Here is a 16,638-nt window from a genome sequence, read left to right on the forward strand (position 1 = left end):
TGAGCCGGGCTGTTGCGTCAGTGAGACCGGTCGCGGAAATAGCCCAGCAACGTTGCAAGATGCCCATCGCCGATACCGGCATCGGTCAGATGCTGGGCTGCGTGCGCCAGATGCTGCTCGACGTGTTTGCGGGCCGCTTCCGGACCAAGCAGGGTGACCACGGTGCTCTTGCCTTCATCCTTGCCTGCGTCCTTGCCGCTTTGCTGAGGACTGTGCCCGTCGGCCAGGTCGTCGAGCAGCTGGAACGCCATGCCCAGCTCGGTAGCGAAGCCGTTCAGATGGCGTGTGCAGTGGTTGCTCGCGCCCCCCAGCAGGGCGGCAAACTCCACCGCAGCGGTGAACAGTGGGCAGGTTTTTAGTCGATTGGCCTGGGCAACGGCCTCCAGTGGTCGGGGCCCTCGACCTTCGTGGAGGTCCTGATACTGCCCGCGGACCAGCCCCTGCGCACCGGTAGCCTGCGTCAGAAGGCATACCAGGCGATTGCGAGTCGCATGATCGATGTCCTCCACGGATGCCGCTATACCAAAAGCATGGCTGAGCAGCGCAACGGAGCCCAGCACGGCCACATCTTCACCGAACCGCAGGTGGATGGTGGGCTGCCCACGGCGTAGCTCGGCGTTATCCATACAGGGCATGTCATCCAGAAAGAGCGAGGCGGCGTGCACCATCTCCAACGCACATCCCAGGTCTAGTGCAGGCTCCAGACGATATTCCGGACGCAGATCCTTGAGAGCCAGAAGCAGCAGCAACGGCCGAATCCGCTTGCCGGGTGCCAAGGTGCCGTCACGCATGACGGTGCCGATGGCATCCTGCGGCGGGCATTGTGGCAGCCATAGACTTAGTCGGTCGTCGACCTGCCTGCGCAATGTGCCGAGTGTGAGCTCGAAATCCAGCTGCGTACTCGGCAATACGGTCGCCATGCCGACCTCCTGTATCGATTATCGGGAGAATTGTTGTGTTACTTATACAAGTTGTTAACCCTGTACAAGTCCAGGCACTTTTATTGACTACGCTCGTCAACATAAGGTCATCAAACGAGGCGCCGCATGAGCAGAGAACTCTTTTCAGAACGTAAAAACGAACATCTGGATATCGTTCTCGATCCGCGTCGCGCCTGCACTAAGGTAGAGGCGGGCTTCGCGGCTTTGACGTTCGAGCACTGCGCGTTGCCAGAGTTGCGTCTGGACGACATCGATATCCGCAGCTCGCTATGTGGCCGAACGCTGATGGCACCCATGCTGATCAGCTCCATGACTGGCGGCGCGGCGCGGGCTACGCAGATCAATCGCAATCTAGCCGAAGCCGCCGAGGCGCTGGGTATCGCGTTGGCGGTCGGGTCGCAACGCATCGCGCTGGAAACCGGTGCCGATCAAGGCCTGACACGGCAATTGCGGCAACTGGCTCCATCTATTCCACTGTTGGCGAATTTCGGCGCGGCGCAACTGGTAGCTGGCTACGGGCTGGACGAGGCGCAGCGGGCGGTCGACATGATCGAAGCCGACGCCCTGATCATTCATTTCAATCCGTTGCAGGAAGCCGTGCAGAAGGGCGGTGATCGCGATTGGCGCGGCGTGCTCGACGCAATCGAGGTGCTGGCATCACGCTTGCCGGTGCCGCTGGTGGTCAAGGAGGTCGGTGCGGGTATCTCCGCCTCCGTGGCGCGCCGGTTGCTGGACGCGGGGGCTTCGGTCATCGACGTCGCAGGCGCTGGCGGCACCAGTTGGGCCGCGGTCGAGGCCGAGCGGGCGGCGGATTCCAGTCAGCGTGCAGTGGCGCAGGCGTTTGCCGGCTGGGGCATTCCAACGGCGCAAGCGATCGCTGAGGTGCGGCGGGCTTGCCCCGATGCACAACTGATCGCATCGGGCGGCATTCGCGACGGCATCGATGCGGCCAAGGCCATTCGCCTCGGCGCCGATCTGGTCGGGCAGGCGGCCGGTGTGCTCGACGCCGCGTTGATCGGGCCGGACGCTGTAATCGAACATTTCCAGGTGCTGATCCAACAGCTGCGTATCGCCTGCTTCTGCACTGGCTCGGCGGATCTGTCGGCTTTGACTCGGGCACCGTTGTTGCCAGCTTTCGATCCGTTCACGGTCTGATGCGAACCCAGCGACAAGCCGCTCGCCGGCACGGTGCGTTTCGATGACTCATTTCGCGGTTATCGCGCCGCCGTTTCATAGCCACCTGCGTGCCATGGAGGCGATCGGCGCTGAGCTGATTTCCCGCGGGCATCGGGTGACGGTCGTGCAGCAGGCGGATGTCGCCGTCGCGTTGCGCCATCCGCAGCTTGGTTTTGTCCCCATCGGCACTGCTTCGCATCCGCCTGGTTCGCTTCAGCAAGTGATCGAGCGCGCTGCGCGGCCTGGCGGCCCTTGGGGTATACGCCGCGTGATCGCCGACATGGCTGCAGCGACCGAAATGTTTTGCCAAGACGCGCCGGCCGTGCTGCGTGCGATCGGTGCCGAGGCCATCATCGCGGATCAAATGGAGGCTGCCGGTGGGCTGGTAGCCGAGCATCTCGGGTTGCCGTTCGTTTCGGTCGCCTGTGCATTGCCGGTCAACAGGGAGGCGTTGGTGCCGCTGCCGGTCATGCCTTGGCGTTATCGGCCCACTCCTTGGGGCGAGCAGCTGAACCTGCACAGCAGCCGCGTCTACGATCGGGCGATGCATGTCCACGCCGAAGTAATCTCGCGCTATGCGGCGCAATTCGGCCTGTCGCCGCGTCAACGCCTCGATGAATGCCTGTCGCCGTTGCTGCAGTTGAGTCAGACGGTCACAGGTTTCGACTTTCCACGCACTGCATTGCCAGAGCAGTTTCATGCCGTCGGCCCGCTGCGTCTGGCATTGGCAGCCGAACCGGCGCTGGAAATACCGATCGCTAGCGGAAGACCGTTCGTGTTTGCCTCTTTGGGCACGCTACAGGGCGACCGCTTCGGCCTGTTCCAGCGAATAGCCGAGGCCTGCCGCGAGCTCGACGCGCAGCTGCTGATCGCTCATTGCGGCCGCCTTCATGCACAGCAGGAAAGTCGGTTGCTGAATGCTGGCGCCAGCTGGGTCACCGACTTCGCGCCGCAGCGTGCCGTGTTGGCAAGAGCCGACGCGCTGATCACCCATGCCGGCCTGAATACCGTACTCGACGCGCTGGAAGCCGGCGTGCCGAGCCTGGCCCTGCCGATTGCCTTCGATCAGCCCGGCGCCGCCGCACGTGTGGTTCATGCGGGCGTGGGGCTGAAGCTCGATCCTCGCCTGGCCAGTCGACGACGTATCGTGCAGGCGCTGAAACAGCTGTTGCGTGAGCCACGATTTGCACAGCGGGCGCGAAACCTGGGCGATGAGGTTCGCGCCGCTGGTGGCGCGCCGCGCGCCGCGCAGCTGATGGAGGACGTGCTAGGAATCGAATCGCCGGTCCCTCGAGGCGTCGAGCATGGCTGATGCGGACCTGATCCTCGTCGGCGGTGGGCTGGCCAATGGGCTGCTGGCGCTGCGCCTGCGCCAACGGCGCCCAGACTTGCGACTGCTGATTTTGGAACAGGGCGAAACGCTGGGTGGCAATCACACCTGGTCCTTTCACGAGCATGACCTGACATCCGCGCAACAGGCCTGGCTGGAACCGCTGGTAGGTCATCGCTGGCCGTGCTACGACGTGATCTTTCCAGGCCTCCAGAGGCGTCTGGACAGCGGTTATGCCAGCATCTTCTCGCAGCGTTTTCATCGAAGCCTCATGGCCGAACTGGGCGACGGCATGCGTCTGCGCACCGAAGTTGCAAAGGTGGAGCCGCAGCGGGTACAGCTGGCGTCGGGGGAAACTCTGCATGCCGGCGCGGTGATCGATGGGCGTGGCGTGCGCCGTAGCCATCAGCTGGCACTGGGCTTTCAGAAATTCCTCGGCCAGGAGCTGCGCCTGCAGCAGCCCCATGGCTTGCAAGCGCCGATCATCATGGATGCCAGCGTTGCCCAGCAGGACGGCTATCGCTTTGTGTATGTGTTGCCGTTCAGCGCAGACACCCTGCTGATCGAAGACACCTATTACGCCGACGGTGATGCCGTGGCGCTCGATACGCTGCGAAACAACATCGAGCGCTATGCCAGTGCGCAAGGTTGGGCCGTCGCCGAAGTGCTGCGCGAAGAACAGGGCGTGCTGCCCATCGTGCTCTCCGGTGACCTGCCGGCATTCTGGGATGAAGCGCGGGGCGTGCCACAGAGCGGGTTGTCGGCGGCCTTGTTTCATCCCACCACGGGTTACTCGCTGCCCGATGCGGTGCGCCTGGCCGATCACCTGCTCGCGCTGGACCGTTGGGATGCCGCTGGCCTGTTCGCGGCCATCCGCGCCTATTCCCTGGCCCAGTGGCGGCAGCGCGGATTCTTCCGGTTGCTCAATCGCATGCTGTTCATGGCCGGCCCGGCGGATCGCCGCTGGGCTGTCATGCAGCGTTTCTATCGTCTGCGCGAACCGTTAATTCAGCGCTTCTATGCGGCCAACCTGACCACCTGGGACCGATTGCGCATTGTCTCGGGCAAACCTCCCGTACCGGTAGGGGAGGCGCTCAGAGCGCTGGCCGCCGGTAATCTGCACAAGGACAAGCAATGAACGAAATAGCGGGCGGTGTAGCCAAGCGGGCCGTGGTGATTGGCGCCGGTTTTGGCGGCCTTGCGCTGGCAATCCGCCTGCAGCGCAGCGGCGTGCAGACCTCCCTGGTGGAAAAGCGCGACAAGCCGGGCGGCCGCGCCTACGTCTATCACGACCAGGGCTTTACCTTCGATGCAGGCCCGACGGTGATTACCGATCCGCCAGCCCTGGAAGAACTCTTCACCGGTGCCGGCAAGCGCATGGCCGATTACGTCGAGCTGCTGCCGGTCAGCCCGTTCTACCGGCTGTGCTGGGAAGACGGCTACAGCTTCGATTACGTCAACGACCAGGCGGCGCTGGACCGGCAAATCCATGCGCTCAGTCCGAAGGATGTTGCCGGCTATCAGCGCTTTCTTGCCTATTCCCGCGCGGTGTATGAAGAGGGCTACGTCAAGCTCGGCACCGTGCCTTTCCTATCATTTCGCAGCATGGTCGGAGTGGCCCCGCAGCTGGCCAAACTACAGGCCTGGCGCAACGTGTACAGCATGGTGGCGCGCTTCGTCGAGAATGACCGGCTGCGTCAGGCACTGTCCTTTCATTCGTTGCTGGTGGGCGGCAACCCGTTCGAAACCTCGTCGATCTATGCGCTGATTCACGCGCTGGAACGTCAGGGTGGCGTCTGGTTTCCGCGTGGTGGTACCGGCGCGCTGGTGCATGGGATGGTCAGGTTGTTCGAAGACCTGGGTGGCAAATTGGAGCTGAATGCCGAGGTGGCGCGTATCGTACTGACGCAAGGGCGAGCGAGCGCAGTGATCACACATGACGGTCGGCGCTTCGACACCGACGCGGTAGCGTCCAATGCCGATGTGGTGAACACCTACAAGCAGCTGCTCGGCCACGAGCAGCGTGGCCGCGAAGAGGCGCAGCGGCTAAGTGGCAAGCGATTTTCGATGTCGCTGTTCGTCATTCATTTCGGCCTCAAGCGCCGGCATGAGCACTTGCAACATCACACGGTCTGTTTTGGTCCCCGCTACCGGGAGTTGATCGATGAAATCTTCAAACGTGAAACCCTGGCCGACGACTTTTCCCTCTATCTGCACGCGCCCTGCGTGACCGACCCATCGCTGGCGCCGGAGGGTTGTGCCAGCCACTACGTGTTGGCGCCAGTGCCGCACCTGGGCACGGCGGACATCGACTGGGCAGTTGAGGGGCCGAAATACCGCGACCGCATTTTCGAATATCTCGAGCGCCACTACATTCCGGGGCTGCGGGAGGACTTGGTCACCCATCGAATCTTCACGCCGCACGATTTCCGCGACGAGCTCAATGCGCATCTCGGCTCGGCGTTTTCGTTGGAGCCGATCCTGACCCAGAGCGCCTGGTTCCGTCCGCACAACCGCGATGACGTGATTCCCAACCTGTATATCGTCGGGGCTGGCACCCATCCCGGCGCAGGCGTGCCCGGCGTGGTGGGCTCGGCCAAGGCCACCGCCGGGTTGATGCTGGAGGACTTCATGTTAGAGGGGCAGGCCGGATGAACGATCAGGTCATCGATCACTCGACACAAGCGATCAACGTCGGCTCCAAGAGCTTTGCCGCAGCGGCGAAACTGTTCGACGAGCGCACCCGCCAGAGCGCGGTGATGCTCTACGCCTGGTGCCGTCACTGCGATGATGTGATCGACGGGCAAACGTTGGGTCATGGTCAGGTGGAGGGTGATCGTTCGTCCGGCGAGGCGCGATTGGCAGAACTGGTGGACCTGACCGAGCGCGCCTATGCAGGCGAGCCGATGAGCGATCCGGCGTTCGCCGCGTTTCAGCAGGTTATCCAGCGCCACCGGATTCCCAAGGAATATCCGCTGGAGCACCTGTCCGGTTTTCGCATGGATGTGCAGGATTACCACTACCAGACCCTCGACGAAACGCTGTTGTACTGTTATCGCGTTGCCGGCGTGGTGGGCTTGATGATGGCAAAGGTGATGGGGGCCGAGGCGGAGGCAACGCTGGACCGCGCCTGTGATCTGGGCCTGGCCTTCCAGCTGACGAACATCGCGCGGGACATCGTTGAGGATGCCGAGATCGGACGCATCTATTTGCCAGCGGACTGGCTGGCGGAAGTAGGCATACCGGCTGCCGAAGTCAGTCTGCCTCAGCATCGGCCTGCATTGGCGACGCTGGCTGCGCGGCTGGTCGATCTGGCCGAGCCCTACTATCAATCAGCGACCCAGGGGCTGCGCGACCTGCCATTGCGCTCGGCCTGGTCGATCGCTACGGCGCATGGCGTCTACCGACAAATCGGCATCGAAGTGAAGGCGCGCGGCGCGGCGGCCTGGGACACGCGGGTCTCCACCAGCAAAACGCAGAAGCTGCAATTTTTGCTCGGCGGCGGCGTGCTGGCATTGGCCTCGCGGCGAATGCCGGTCAGGCCGCGTCCCGCCTCTCTGTGGATGCGTCCGCGCTAGCCTTGCGCAACGGCCCGTCGTGCAGCTCGCGCAGTTGCTGTTTGAGGACGGCAAGCGGCGGCGCGTAGAGAAAACCGAAGGACACGCAGCGCTCCTTGCCCTCAACCGCATGGTGCAGGCGGTGGGCCTGGTAGAGGCGTTTGAGATAACCGTTGCGGGGCACGTAGCGTAGCGGCCAGCGATGATGAACCAGCCCGTCATGGGCGATGAAGTACAGCGCGCCATAGGCGGTCATGCCCGCACCGACCCACTCCAATGGGCCATAGCCGGCGGTACCCAACGCAATCAGCAGAATCGCGACCCCGGCAAAGACCACGGCATACAGATCGTTCTTCTCGAACCAGCCAGTGCGCGGCTCGTGGTGAGATTTGTGCCAGCCCCAGCCCCAGCCGTGCATCACGTACTTGTGCGCCCACCAGGCGAACAGCTCCATGCCGGCCAGGGTGGCCAGAAAAACCAATGTATTGGTCAGCACGGTCATATCCGGTCCGTTGAATTACAGATCGCACCCAGTCTACGCGCTGAGAAGCGTCGGTCGACCCGGCTCCGACGCTTGGCGCGGGTTCGATCGTTGCTCAGCGCAGCCAGCCGGCAGCTAGCGCTTCGGTCATTTGCGCGGCTGGAACGGCACGACAGCCGACATTCTGACCGGCCCAGAGCGGCGAGAAATCATCGATTCCCTTGGGTTCGGCTGGGGCTCGCAGCGCACCGATCGCATTGCCCGCCAGCGGAAACGCCGGCGCCGCAGCGGGCCGAGGCCCCAGTTCGCGGATGATTCGATTGACCATGCCGCGTGCTGGCCGCCCGGTGAATAGGGTGGTCAGCACGGTGTGCAGCGCGGCGGGACTCTGCAATGCCTGACGGTGCAAGGGGCTGGCGCGGCTCTCGTCACACAGCAGATAGGCGGTGCCGACCTGCACGCCAGCCGCGCCGAGCGTCTGCGCGGCGGCGACACCGCGCGCATCGGCGATCCCACCGGCAGCGATCACGGGAATATCCAGCGCGCTTACCAATTGTGGCAACAGGGCGAAGGTGCCGATCTGGCCGTCGAGATCCTCGCTGAGAAAGAGGCCGCGATGCCCGCCGGCTTCGACGCCCTGGGCGATCACTGCATCCACACCCTGTTCCTGCAGCCAGCGGCCTTCTTCGAGGGTCGTGGCACTGGACAGAATCTTCGCGCCGGTGGCCCGCACGCGCTGCAGCAACTCGGCAGCAGGCAGGCCGAAGTGAAAACTGACGACAGGCGGGCGGTGCCGCTCGACCACCTCGGCCATCACCGCGTCGAAGGGCTGGCGGGTGGCGCCGTTGGGGATGCTTGCCGGGTCGATTTGCAGCTCTTCGAGAAACGGTGCGAGCAGCGCCAGCCAGGCTTCGTTGCGTGCGGGATCGGCCGTTGGCGTCCGATGGCAGAAGAAATTGACGTTGTAGGGCTTGCGCGTGAGTACGGCCATGGCGGTCAGTTCGGCGTCCAGGGTCTCGGCGTTGAGCATGCCGGCGGGAATTGAGCCGAGCCCGCCAGCCTCGGATACTGCCGCTGCGAGCTGATGGTTCTGCGAGCCGGCCATCGGCGCCTGGATGACTGGCAGCGTGATCTGGAAGAGGTCGCGTATGTCCATCGGAAGGTCCTTGTCTCTGGCTGGCGGGGTTGCCACTTTAGCAGCCATCTGCCGCCGTTTTGCATTTCGGCCCTGGCCCTGCGAAACACGTCGCTACGCAGTTAGACTGTGCGCTCTTCAGGAGTACCCGATGAACTACCGCCACGCTTTTCACGCCGGCAATCACGCCGACGTCTTCAAACACCTCGTATTGTCCCGGCTGTTTGCCTTGCTGGCGCGCAAGGACGCTCCTTTTGCCTATCTCGACAGCCACGCGGGCGTCGGTCTGTATGACCTGGCCGGCGACCAGGCCAGCCGTACCGGCGAATGGCTGCAGGGCATCGCGCGGCTGTGGCAAGGCGAAAATGTGCCGGAGACGGCGAAGTCTTATCTGGAGGTGATCCGCGCGCTCAACCCCGACGGCGCCTTGCGTTACTACCCCGGCTCGCCGGAACTGGCGCGACAGTTGACGCGCCCGCAAGATCGTCTGCAACTCAACGAGAAACACCCCGAAGACGGCCGCCTGCTGAAAGACAACATGGCCGGTGACCGCCGCGTGGCGGTGCACCTGGGCGAAGGCTGGCATGTACCGCGAGCGTTGATGCCGACCGCGGAGAAGCGCGTCGTGCTGCTGATCGATCCACCATTCGAAAAAGCCGACGAGCTGAGCCGCTGCGTGCAAGCGCTGTCAGAAGCGCTCGGGCGCATGCGCCAGACCATCGGCGTGATCTGGTATCCGATCAAGGATGAACGTCAGCTCCGACGCTTCTATCAGGACTTGTCGCGCAGCGGCGCGCCTAAATTGCTGCGCGCCGAGCTGTACGTCCATCCCACCGACGAGGCGCTGCGGCTGAATGGCTCGGGCCTGGCCATCGCCAACCCGCCGTGGGGGCTGGAAGAGGAGTTGCGTGAACTGCTGCCCTGGCTGGCTAAGTTGCTGGAGCAAAGCGAGGGTGGTTGGCGGCTGGACTGGTTGATCGGAGAGGCCTGACCGCGGCGTAGCTGCCCTCTGTGAAGCTGGTGCGCTAAAGCACACCCTACGGTGCGCCCAGCTACCGCTAGAACAACTTCAACGGCTCTTCCTGCAGTGCCGACATTTGCTCGCGCAGGATCAACACCTGATCGCCCCAGTAACGCTCGGTGCCAAACCAGGGGAAGCTCATCGGGAAGGCCGGATCGTCCCAGCGGCGTGCCAGCCAGGCGCTGTAGTGCAGCAAGCGCAGGGCGCGAAGGGCTTCGATCAGTGGTAGTTCGCGCGGGACGAAGTCGTGGAATTCGCTGTAGCCATCGACCAACTCGGACAATTGCCCGAGGCGCTCCTGACGCTCGCCGGCCAGCATCATCCAGATATCCTGCACCGATGGGCCCATGCGGCAATCGTCCAGATCGACCAGATGAAAAGCATCATCGCGGGCGAGGATGTTGCCGGGATGGCAATCCCCATGCAGGCGAATCGGCTGGAATTCGGTGCGGTTGAATACCTCATCGACGCGCTTCAACAGATCGCGCGCCACCGATTCGTACGCCGGCAACAGGCTTTTCGGCACGAAGCCGCCTTCGAGCAAGGTCGCCAGCGATTCGTGTCCGAAGTGTTGGGCGTTTAGCGTTTCGCGATATTCGAACGGGCGGCTGGCACTGACCGCGTGCATGCGGCCGAGCAATTGGCCGAGGCGATAGAGCTGATCGAGATTGCCCGGCTCCGGCGCGCGCCCTCCGCGACGAGGGAAGAGTGCAAAGCGAAAGCCGACATGCTCGAACAGCGTGTGGCCGTTGCGCTCCAGCGGCGCCACCACCGGAATCTCGCGCTCAGCCAGTTCCATGGAGAACTGATGCTCTTCGAGGATCGCCTCGTTGCTCCAGCGGCCCGGGCGGTAGAACTTCGCGACCACGGGCGCCTCGTCTTCGATGCCCACTTGGTAGACCCGGTTTTCATAGCTGTTCAACGCCAGCACGCGCGCATCGCTGATGAAACCGGCACCTTCCACGGCATTGAGCACAAGGTCGGGCGTGAGTGTGTCGAAGGGATGGCTCATGGTCGGCTCCACGAAAGGGCCGGTCAGTGTATTGCACCGGGGCTTTTAAACAACCGCATGGCTTGCCGCAAGTCTGGGCTGGTGCAATCGCCGGAAGGGCTGCCGCGAAAGCTGCGCATGTAGGACGAAGCATGCGGAGCCTAGATTCGCGCGCATGGCTCGCTCCGCTCGTGGTTTCAGGTATCCCCCGGCTTCGGCGTGCGCGCCAGACAATACACATCGACTCGCACAGCGCCGGCGCGTTTCAGCAGGCGAGCCAGTGCTTCGGCGGTGGCGCCGGTGGTGAGTACGTCGTCGACGATTGCGACGTGACGTCCGGCAAGTCTCTCTGGGTCAGCCAGGCGAAATGCTTGTCGCAAATTTCGGCGCCGGCTCGCAGCGTCGAGCTGTTGTTGCGATTGAGTGTCCTGAACCCGTTGCAGCAGTTGCATATCGACCGAGACCGCCAGTGCCGGGCTCAGCCAGTCGGCGATCATTTTCGCCTGATTGAAGCCTCGTTTTCGCAGCCGCTTGCGCCCCAGCGGGACCGGCAGAAGCACGTCGGGACGCGGCAGGCCTTCGGCATAGGCGTGTTGCAGATGGCGAGTCAGCTGCTCCGCCAGCAATCTACCGAGTGGCCAGCGTGACTGGTGCTTGAAGCGGGTGATCAGACTGTCTACGGGAAAGGCAAATCGCCAGGGCGCTGCGACGTGATCGAAGGTGGGTGGGCGTTTGAGGCAGTCGCCACAGATCAGACCAGACGTGGGGAGCGGCAGAGCGCAGATCGAGCACTGCCCGTCGAGCCAAGGCAAATCGGCCTCGCAGGGCGCACACAGCGTTTGGCCGGCCTCGCAGCGTTCATCGCAAAGTTGGCAGTACTGCTCATATTTTAACCAGTCGTAAACCATGATTCCTTTCCAGGTTGACAGCTACATCGCCTTGGCTAACCATTTCGCATCCGTGCCAGGCCGCCGAGCCGCTATTAATTACAAGGAATGCCCATGAGCGCCACCGCCGCTTCCGTTACCCGTCACGACTGGAGCCTCGCCGAAGTCAAGGCGCTCTTTGAACAACCGTTCAACGACCTGATCTTCCAGGCTCAGGGCGTGCATCGCCAGCACTTCGATGCCAACCGCGTCCAGGTTTCGACATTGTTGTCGATCAAAACTGGCGCCTGCCCGGAAGACTGCAAGTATTGCCCGCAGTCCGGCCACTACAACACCGGCCTGGATAAAGAGAAGCTGATGGAAGTGCAGAAGGTGCTGGACGCGGCGGCCGAAGCCAAGGCCATCGGTTCGACGCGCTTCTGCATGGGCGCGGCCTGGAAGCATCCGTCCGCCAAAGACATGCCCTACGTGCTGAAAATGGTCGAAGGCGTGAAGGCTTTGGGCCTGGAAACCTGCATGACCCTCGGCAAGCTCGATCAGGAACAGACCAAAGCACTGGCAGCGGCGGGCCTGGACTATTACAACCACAACCTCGACACATCGCCGGAGTTCTACGGCAACATCATTACCACCCGCACTTATGCTGATCGTCTGGAGACACTGAGCTACGTGCGTGAGTCTGGGATGAAGATCTGCTCTGGCGGCATCCTCGGCATGGGCGAGTCGCTGGACGACCGCGCAGGGCTGCTTATCCAACTGGCCAACCTGCCGGAGCACCCGGAGTCGGTGCCGATCAACATGCTGGTTAAAGTGAAAGGCACGCCGCTGGCCGAGGAGCAGGACGTCGATCCGTTCGACTTCATCCGCATGCTCGCCGTGGCGCGAATCATGATGCCCAGGTCCCATGTGCGTCTGTCGGCTGGTCGCGAGCAGATGAACGAGCAGATGCAGGCCCTGGCCTTCCTCGCCGGCGCCAACTCGATCTTCTACGGCGAGAAGTTGCTGACCACCGGCAACCCGCAGGCCGACAAGGACATGCTGCTCTTCAAGCGCCTGGGCATTCAGCCCGAAGCGCGCGAGGAGCACGACGATGAAGTGCACCAGGCCGCTATCGAGCAGGCACTGGTGGAGCAGCGCGATTCGAAGCTGTTCGTTAACGCGGCCGTATAAATTACGGAACTGGACGCCTTAAGCCGGAAGCTTGAAGCGATTCGGCGCCGCTTCCAGCTTCAGGCTTCCAGCTTCGAGTTTATTCATGTGTTTTGACCTGCAATCCCGCCTCGCGGCCCGCCGTGCCGAGCATCTCTACCGCCAACGACCCTTGCTGGAAACACCGCAGCAGCCGGAAGCGACCGTCGATGGCGAGCGGCTGCTGGCTTTCTGTTCCAACGACTATCTGGGGCTTGCGAATCACCCTGAGGTGATCGCCGCCATGCAGCAGGGCGCCGCGAAATGGGGCGTCGGCGGTGGCGCCTCGCATCTGGTGATCGGCCACAGCACGCCGCATCACGAGTTGGAGGAGGCGCTGGCGGAATTCACCGGGCGGCCGCGTGCGCTGCTGTTTTCCACTGGCTATATGGCCAATCTTGCAGCTGTCACGGCGTTGGTGGGGCAGGGCGATACAGTGCTGGAGGATCGCCTCAACCATGCTTCGCTGCTCGATGCCGGCCTACTGTCCGGCGCGCGTTTTTCGCGCTACCTGCACAACGATGCCGAGAACCTGGGCAAGCGCTTGGCGAAGGCCAGCGGCAATACGCTGGTGGTCACCGATGGCGTGTTCAGCATGGACGGCGATCTGGCCGACCTGCCTACGTTGTGTGCCGAGGCGAAGAAGCGCAACGCCTGGGTGATGGTCGATGACGCCCATGGTTTCGGCCCACTGGGCGGTAGCGGCGGCGGCATTGTCGAGCATTTCGGATTAGGCATCGATGACGTGCAGGTGCTGGTAGGCACCTTGGGCAAGGCCTTCGGTACGGCGGGCGCGTTCGTTGCCGGCAGCGAAGAGCTGATCGAAACGCTGATCCAGTTCGCTCGGCCTTACATCTATACGACTAGCCAGCCGCCGGCCGTCGCCTGTGCAACGCTCAAGAGTCTCGAATTGCTGCGCGGTGAAAGTTGGCGACGTGAGCATCTGAGCCGGTTGATTGCACGCTTCCGCCGGGGAGCTGCTGACATCGGCCTGACCCTGATGGACAGCTCGACGCCGATCCAGCCGATTCTGGTCGGCAGCAGCGAGCGGGCCCTGGCATTGTCCGCTGCGCTCAAGGCGCGCGGCATTCTGGTCGGCGCGATCAGGCCGCCCACGGTGCCGGTCGGCAGTGCGCGGCTGCGCGTGACCTTCAGTGCATTGCACAGCGAGGCGCAGGTGGAACGACTGCTGGATATCCTGGCCGAATGCTGGAATCGATTGGCCGAGGAGCCTGAAGCGGATGCGTGATCAGCTGTTTTTGCTGCCCGGATGGGCGTTCGGCCCGGCTGCGTTGCAGCCTTTGTACGAGGCACTGACCGAGCTCGCACCGGATCTCGATGTGATCATCGAACCCTTGCCCGAGCTGGCTGACACCAATGCCTGGCTCGATGAGCTCGACCGGCGTGTACCACACGACAGCTGGCTGGCCGGCTGGTCGCTGGGCGGCATGCTCGCCGCTCAGCTGGCAGCGCGACGCCTGGATACCTGCCGCGGGTTGATCACCATCGCCAGCAATCCCTGCTTCCGCGCCCGCCCGCAATGGCCGGAAGGCATGGCGCCGGAAATCTTCGACGCGTTTCATGAAGCGTTCCGGCTCGATCCTGAAGAAACCCTCAAGCGCTTCCGTTCGCTGTGCAGCCGTGGTGGTTACGATCCGCGAACGCTGGCGCGCCAGCTGCAGGTCAGCCAGTCGGAGTCTGCGCCGGCCGTGCTGGACGCGGGCCTGCAGTTGCTGGCGGAGCTGGACGGGCGCGAGGCCCTGCATGGTTATTTTGGTCGTCAGCTGCATCTGTTCGCCGATGGTGATGCCCTGGTTCCGGCGGCCGCCTGCGATGCGTTGCGGCGCTGGATGCCCGGAATTGAGACCAAGCTGATTCCAGGCGCGAGCCATGCCCTGGCATTGGAGCGCGCCGATGATGTCGCGGCAGCGATGGTGGCTTTTATCAGAGGCGCCGTATGAGTGAATGGGTTGCGGTGACGCCTACCAATGCCGCATCCGGCCTGCCGGACAAACGCCAGGTCGCCGCATCGTTCTCCCGTGCCGCCGCCAGCTATGACGCGGTAGCCGAGTTGCAGCGCACCGTCGGCCGCGCTTTGATCGAGCGGTTGCCGGCTGATCTGCAACCCTCGCGCTGGCTCGATTTGGGTGCAGGCACCGGTTACTTTTCGAGGGTTCTGGCGAGCCGCTTTTCCACAAGCGAAGGCGTCGCGTTGGATATCGCCGAAGGCATGTTGCGCCATGCACGGCCTCAAGGCGGCGCGGCTGCGTTCATTGCTGGCGATGCCGAATGCCTGCCGTTGCGGGATGCATCGGTCGATCTGGTCTTTTCCAGTCTGGCGCTGCAATGGTGTGAAGATTTTTCCGCGGTACTGAGCGAGGCCAAAAGGGTGCTGCGTCCAAACGGCGTCCTGGCCTTTACCAGCCTGTGCAGTGGCACCCTGCAGGAATTGCGCGGCAGCTGGCAGGCGGTGGACGGCTTTGCCCACGTCAATCGCTTTCGCTCCCTCGAGGTTTACCAGCAGCTCTGCGCCGCCAGTGGGTTGCGGCTGGAGCGGCTCGATGTGGAACCACAGGTGCTGCATTTCGCCGAGCTGCGTCAGCTGACCCATGAGCTCAAAGCGCTCGGTGCGCACAATCTGAACCCCGGTCGTCCCGGCGGTCTTACCGGCCGTGCGCGCATTCGCGCACTGATCGATGCCTATGAGCAGTTCCGCACACCGAGCGGGCTGCCGGCAACCTATCAGGTGGTATACGGCGTGTTGCGCAAGGATTTTTGAGATGACCGCGGCTTTTTTCGTCACCGGTACCGATACCGAAGTCGGCAAGACCACCATCGCCGCCGGGCTGCTGCATGCGGCGCGGCTGGCGGGGCTCAGCACGGCTGCGGCAAAGCCAGTGGCGTCGGGGTGCGAGATGTCCGCTGACGGATTGCGCAACAGCGACGCGCTGGCGTTGCTCGGCGAATGCACGCTGCCGCTGCGCTACGAAGAGGTCAATCCGTTCGCCTTCGAGCCGGCCATTGCGCCGCATCTGGCCGCGCGCGAAGCCGCTGTCGAGTTAAGCGTGGCGGCGCTCGCGGAGCCGGTTCGGCAGATATTGGCGTTGCAGGCACAGTTCTCGCTGGTGGAAGGCGCCGGTGGTTGGCGCGTGCCGCTGGCCGGTCGCGAAAGTCTGTCCGATCTTGCTGTGCAGCTGGCGTTGCCAGTGATTCTGGTCGTCGGGGTTCGCCTGGGCTGCATCAACCACGCCCTGCTTACGGCCGAGGCCATCGAGCGCGACGGGCTACGGTTGGCGGGCTGGGTTGCCAACATCGTCGATCCGGCAACGTCGCGGCTGAAGGAAAACCTCGCCACGCTGACCGAGCGGCTGCCAGCGCCTTGCCTTGGGCGGGTGCCGCACCTATCCGAGGCATGCCCCGCCGAGGTTGCGCGCTATCTGGATATCGGGCCGCTCATCCCGGCTTGTTGATACTTCAGGTCCGCTTATAACGATGCGTTACTGGCGGCTGAGCTTCAGCTCTGCTTCAATGATGGCGAATTGACTACCTGGACGTCGCACATGCAGATCTCCAATCTCCTCTCTTCCGGTCTGGCCGCTTTCCAGGCCGGCCAGCAGCGCGTCGATGATGCCGGCGCTGCGATCGCCGCCGATACGTTGCCGGTTGCGGAAAACTCTCAAGCAGTCGCCGATACCGTCGAGCTGACCGAGCAGCTGATCCAGATGAAGGTCGGCGAGCACGCGGCGAAAGCCGGCTCACGAATGTTGCAGAGCGCTGATGAAGTGCTTGGCACTTTAATCAATACCAAAGCCTGACTCCCTCCGGCCGGTCTGTCCGAAATCCTTCCTTCCTCGGTTGTTGCTGTTTCGCTGCGAGCCGCGTTGCTGCGCGGTATGGCGTTTCTTGTCGCTTGTTCGAAACTGCGTAAGCA

At 63.3% G+C, this 16,638-nt stretch carries 17 protein-coding genes; 12 read left to right on the plus strand and 5 right to left on the minus strand.

Annotated elements, in window-relative coordinates:
* Window positions 1–17: 17 nt before the first annotated feature.
* The gene (locus tag NA645_RS02970) at window positions 18–920 is read right to left on the minus strand and encodes a polyprenyl synthetase family protein (RefSeq protein ID WP_256047443.1); all 903 of its coding nucleotides are present in this window, start codon (window positions 918–920) and stop codon (window positions 18–20) included.
* A gap of 126 nt (window positions 921–1,046) precedes the next feature.
* Here NA645_RS02970 and fni point away from each other — a divergent pair, with 126 nt between their 5' ends.
* The 5 genes from fni to NA645_RS02995 are packed head-to-tail and all read left to right on the plus strand — an operon-like array spanning window position 1,047 to window position 7,025.
* Window positions 1,047–2,096, plus strand: coding sequence for a type 2 isopentenyl-diphosphate Delta-isomerase (gene fni, locus NA645_RS02975; protein WP_256047444.1), 1,050 nt, complete (start codon window positions 1,047–1,049; stop codon window positions 2,094–2,096).
* 43 nt (window positions 2,097–2,139) lie between these two features.
* Window positions 2,140–3,429 (plus strand): glycosyltransferase, encoded by a 1,290-nt coding sequence (locus NA645_RS02980; protein WP_256047445.1) that lies wholly within the window; start codon window positions 2,140–2,142, stop codon window positions 3,427–3,429.
* Window positions 3,422–4,585: a lycopene beta-cyclase CrtY gene (gene crtY, locus NA645_RS02985; protein WP_256047446.1), complete on the plus strand. Its 1,164-nt coding sequence runs from the start codon at window positions 3,422–3,424 to the stop codon at window positions 4,583–4,585. The genes NA645_RS02980 and crtY overlap by 8 nt, the downstream gene beginning before the upstream one ends.
* Complete coding sequence (locus NA645_RS02990) at window positions 4,582–6,102, plus strand: phytoene desaturase (RefSeq protein WP_256047447.1); 1,521 nt, start codon at window positions 4,582–4,584, stop codon at window positions 6,100–6,102. The genes crtY and NA645_RS02990 overlap by 4 nt, the downstream gene beginning before the upstream one ends.
* The gene (locus NA645_RS02995) at window positions 6,099–7,025 is read left to right on the plus strand and encodes a phytoene/squalene synthase family protein (RefSeq protein WP_256047448.1); all 927 of its coding nucleotides are present in this window, start codon (window positions 6,099–6,101) and stop codon (window positions 7,023–7,025) included. The genes NA645_RS02990 and NA645_RS02995 overlap by 4 nt, the downstream gene beginning before the upstream one ends.
* Here the strand turns inward: NA645_RS02995 and NA645_RS03000 are convergent.
* The gene (locus NA645_RS03000) at window positions 6,985–7,506 is read right to left on the minus strand and encodes a sterol desaturase family protein (RefSeq protein WP_256047449.1); all 522 of its coding nucleotides are present in this window, start codon (window positions 7,504–7,506) and stop codon (window positions 6,985–6,987) included. The genes NA645_RS02995 and NA645_RS03000 overlap by 41 nt on opposite strands.
* Before the next feature lie 94 nt (window positions 7,507–7,600).
* Window positions 7,601–8,641: an NAD(P)H-dependent flavin oxidoreductase gene (locus NA645_RS03005; RefSeq protein WP_256047450.1), complete on the minus strand. Its 1,041-nt coding sequence runs from the start codon at window positions 8,639–8,641 to the stop codon at window positions 7,601–7,603.
* A gap of 130 nt (window positions 8,642–8,771) precedes the next feature.
* Between NA645_RS03005 and NA645_RS03010 the strand changes: the two genes are divergently transcribed.
* On the plus strand, window positions 8,772–9,611 hold the full coding sequence (locus tag NA645_RS03010; RefSeq protein ID WP_256047451.1) for a 23S rRNA (adenine(2030)-N(6))-methyltransferase RlmJ: 840 nt from the start codon (window positions 8,772–8,774) through the stop codon (window positions 9,609–9,611).
* Window positions 9,612–9,678: 67 nt separating this feature from the next.
* Here NA645_RS03010 and NA645_RS03015 read toward each other — a convergent pair whose 3' ends face one another.
* A complete protein-coding gene (locus NA645_RS03015; RefSeq protein ID WP_256047452.1) occupies window positions 9,679–10,653 on the minus strand; it encodes a serine/threonine protein kinase in 975 nt (324 codons plus the stop codon).
* A 176-nt stretch (window positions 10,654–10,829) separates the two neighbouring features.
* Window positions 10,830–11,540: a ComF family protein gene (locus NA645_RS03020; RefSeq protein WP_256047453.1), complete on the minus strand. Its 711-nt coding sequence runs from the start codon at window positions 11,538–11,540 to the stop codon at window positions 10,830–10,832.
* A gap of 93 nt (window positions 11,541–11,633) precedes the next feature.
* Between NA645_RS03020 and bioB the strand changes: the two genes are divergently transcribed.
* From bioB to NA645_RS03050, 6 genes are all read left to right on the plus strand, one after another.
* Window positions 11,634–12,689 (plus strand): biotin synthase BioB, encoded by a 1,056-nt coding sequence (bioB, locus tag NA645_RS03025; protein WP_256047454.1) that lies wholly within the window; start codon window positions 11,634–11,636, stop codon window positions 12,687–12,689.
* An 85-nt stretch (window positions 12,690–12,774) separates the two neighbouring features.
* Window positions 12,775–13,956 carry an 8-amino-7-oxononanoate synthase gene (gene bioF / locus NA645_RS03030; RefSeq protein WP_256047455.1) on the plus strand — a complete coding sequence of 394 codons (1,182 nt, stop codon included), beginning with the start codon at window positions 12,775–12,777 and terminating at the stop codon, window positions 13,954–13,956.
* Window positions 13,949–14,668, plus strand: a complete 720-nt coding sequence (locus NA645_RS03035; RefSeq protein ID WP_256047456.1) for an alpha/beta fold hydrolase — start codon at window positions 13,949–13,951, stop codon at window positions 14,666–14,668. The genes bioF and NA645_RS03035 overlap by 8 nt, the downstream gene beginning before the upstream one ends.
* Entirely contained in the window at window positions 14,665–15,486 is an 822-nt protein-coding gene (bioC, locus tag NA645_RS03040) for a malonyl-ACP O-methyltransferase BioC (protein WP_256047457.1), read from the plus strand. Before NA645_RS03035 ends, bioC begins: the two co-directional genes overlap by 4 nt.
* 1 nt (window position 15,487) lies before the next feature.
* Window positions 15,488–16,177: a dethiobiotin synthase gene (gene bioD / locus NA645_RS03045; RefSeq protein ID WP_256047458.1), complete on the plus strand. Its 690-nt coding sequence runs from the start codon at window positions 15,488–15,490 to the stop codon at window positions 16,175–16,177.
* Between the two features lie 90 nt (window positions 16,178–16,267).
* The gene (locus NA645_RS03050) at window positions 16,268–16,522 is read left to right on the plus strand and encodes a hypothetical protein (protein ID WP_256047459.1); all 255 of its coding nucleotides are present in this window, start codon (window positions 16,268–16,270) and stop codon (window positions 16,520–16,522) included.
* The last annotated feature ends 116 nt before the right edge of the window (window positions 16,523–16,638 follow it).

Source organism: Stutzerimonas stutzeri (assembly GCF_024448955.1).
Lineage (GTDB): Bacteria > Pseudomonadota > Gammaproteobacteria > Pseudomonadales > Pseudomonadaceae > Stutzerimonas > Stutzerimonas stutzeri_AQ.

Coding starts and splice junctions, on each gene's coding strand:
- NA645_RS02970 (WP_256047443.1), bottom strand. CDS start 920: ATGGCGACCGTATTGCCGAGTACGCAGCTGGATTTCGAGCTCACACTC.
- fni (WP_256047444.1), top strand. CDS start 1,047: ATGAGCAGAGAACTCTTTTCAGAACGTAAAAACGAACATCTGGATATC.
- NA645_RS02980 (WP_256047445.1), top strand. CDS start 2,140: ATGACTCATTTCGCGGTTATCGCGCCGCCGTTTCATAGCCACCTGCGT.
- crtY (WP_256047446.1), top strand. CDS start 3,422: ATGGCTGATGCGGACCTGATCCTCGTCGGCGGTGGGCTGGCCAATGGG.
- NA645_RS02990 (WP_256047447.1), top strand. CDS start 4,582: ATGAACGAAATAGCGGGCGGTGTAGCCAAGCGGGCCGTGGTGATTGGC.
- NA645_RS02995 (WP_256047448.1), top strand. CDS start 6,099: ATGAACGATCAGGTCATCGATCACTCGACACAAGCGATCAACGTCGGC.
- NA645_RS03000 (WP_256047449.1), bottom strand. CDS start 7,506: ATGACCGTGCTGACCAATACATTGGTTTTTCTGGCCACCCTGGCCGGC.
- NA645_RS03005 (WP_256047450.1), bottom strand. CDS start 8,641: ATGGACATACGCGACCTCTTCCAGATCACGCTGCCAGTCATCCAGGCG.
- NA645_RS03010 (WP_256047451.1), top strand. CDS start 8,772: ATGAACTACCGCCACGCTTTTCACGCCGGCAATCACGCCGACGTCTTC.
- NA645_RS03015 (WP_256047452.1), bottom strand. CDS start 10,653: ATGAGCCATCCCTTCGACACACTCACGCCCGACCTTGTGCTCAATGCC.
- NA645_RS03020 (WP_256047453.1), bottom strand. CDS start 11,540: ATGGTTTACGACTGGTTAAAATATGAGCAGTACTGCCAACTTTGCGAT.
- bioB (WP_256047454.1), top strand. CDS start 11,634: ATGAGCGCCACCGCCGCTTCCGTTACCCGTCACGACTGGAGCCTCGCC.
- bioF (WP_256047455.1), top strand. CDS start 12,775: ATGTGTTTTGACCTGCAATCCCGCCTCGCGGCCCGCCGTGCCGAGCAT.
- NA645_RS03035 (WP_256047456.1), top strand. CDS start 13,949: ATGCGTGATCAGCTGTTTTTGCTGCCCGGATGGGCGTTCGGCCCGGCT.
- bioC (WP_256047457.1), top strand. CDS start 14,665: ATGAGTGAATGGGTTGCGGTGACGCCTACCAATGCCGCATCCGGCCTG.
- bioD (WP_256047458.1), top strand. CDS start 15,488: ATGACCGCGGCTTTTTTCGTCACCGGTACCGATACCGAAGTCGGCAAG.
- NA645_RS03050 (WP_256047459.1), top strand. CDS start 16,268: ATGCAGATCTCCAATCTCCTCTCTTCCGGTCTGGCCGCTTTCCAGGCC.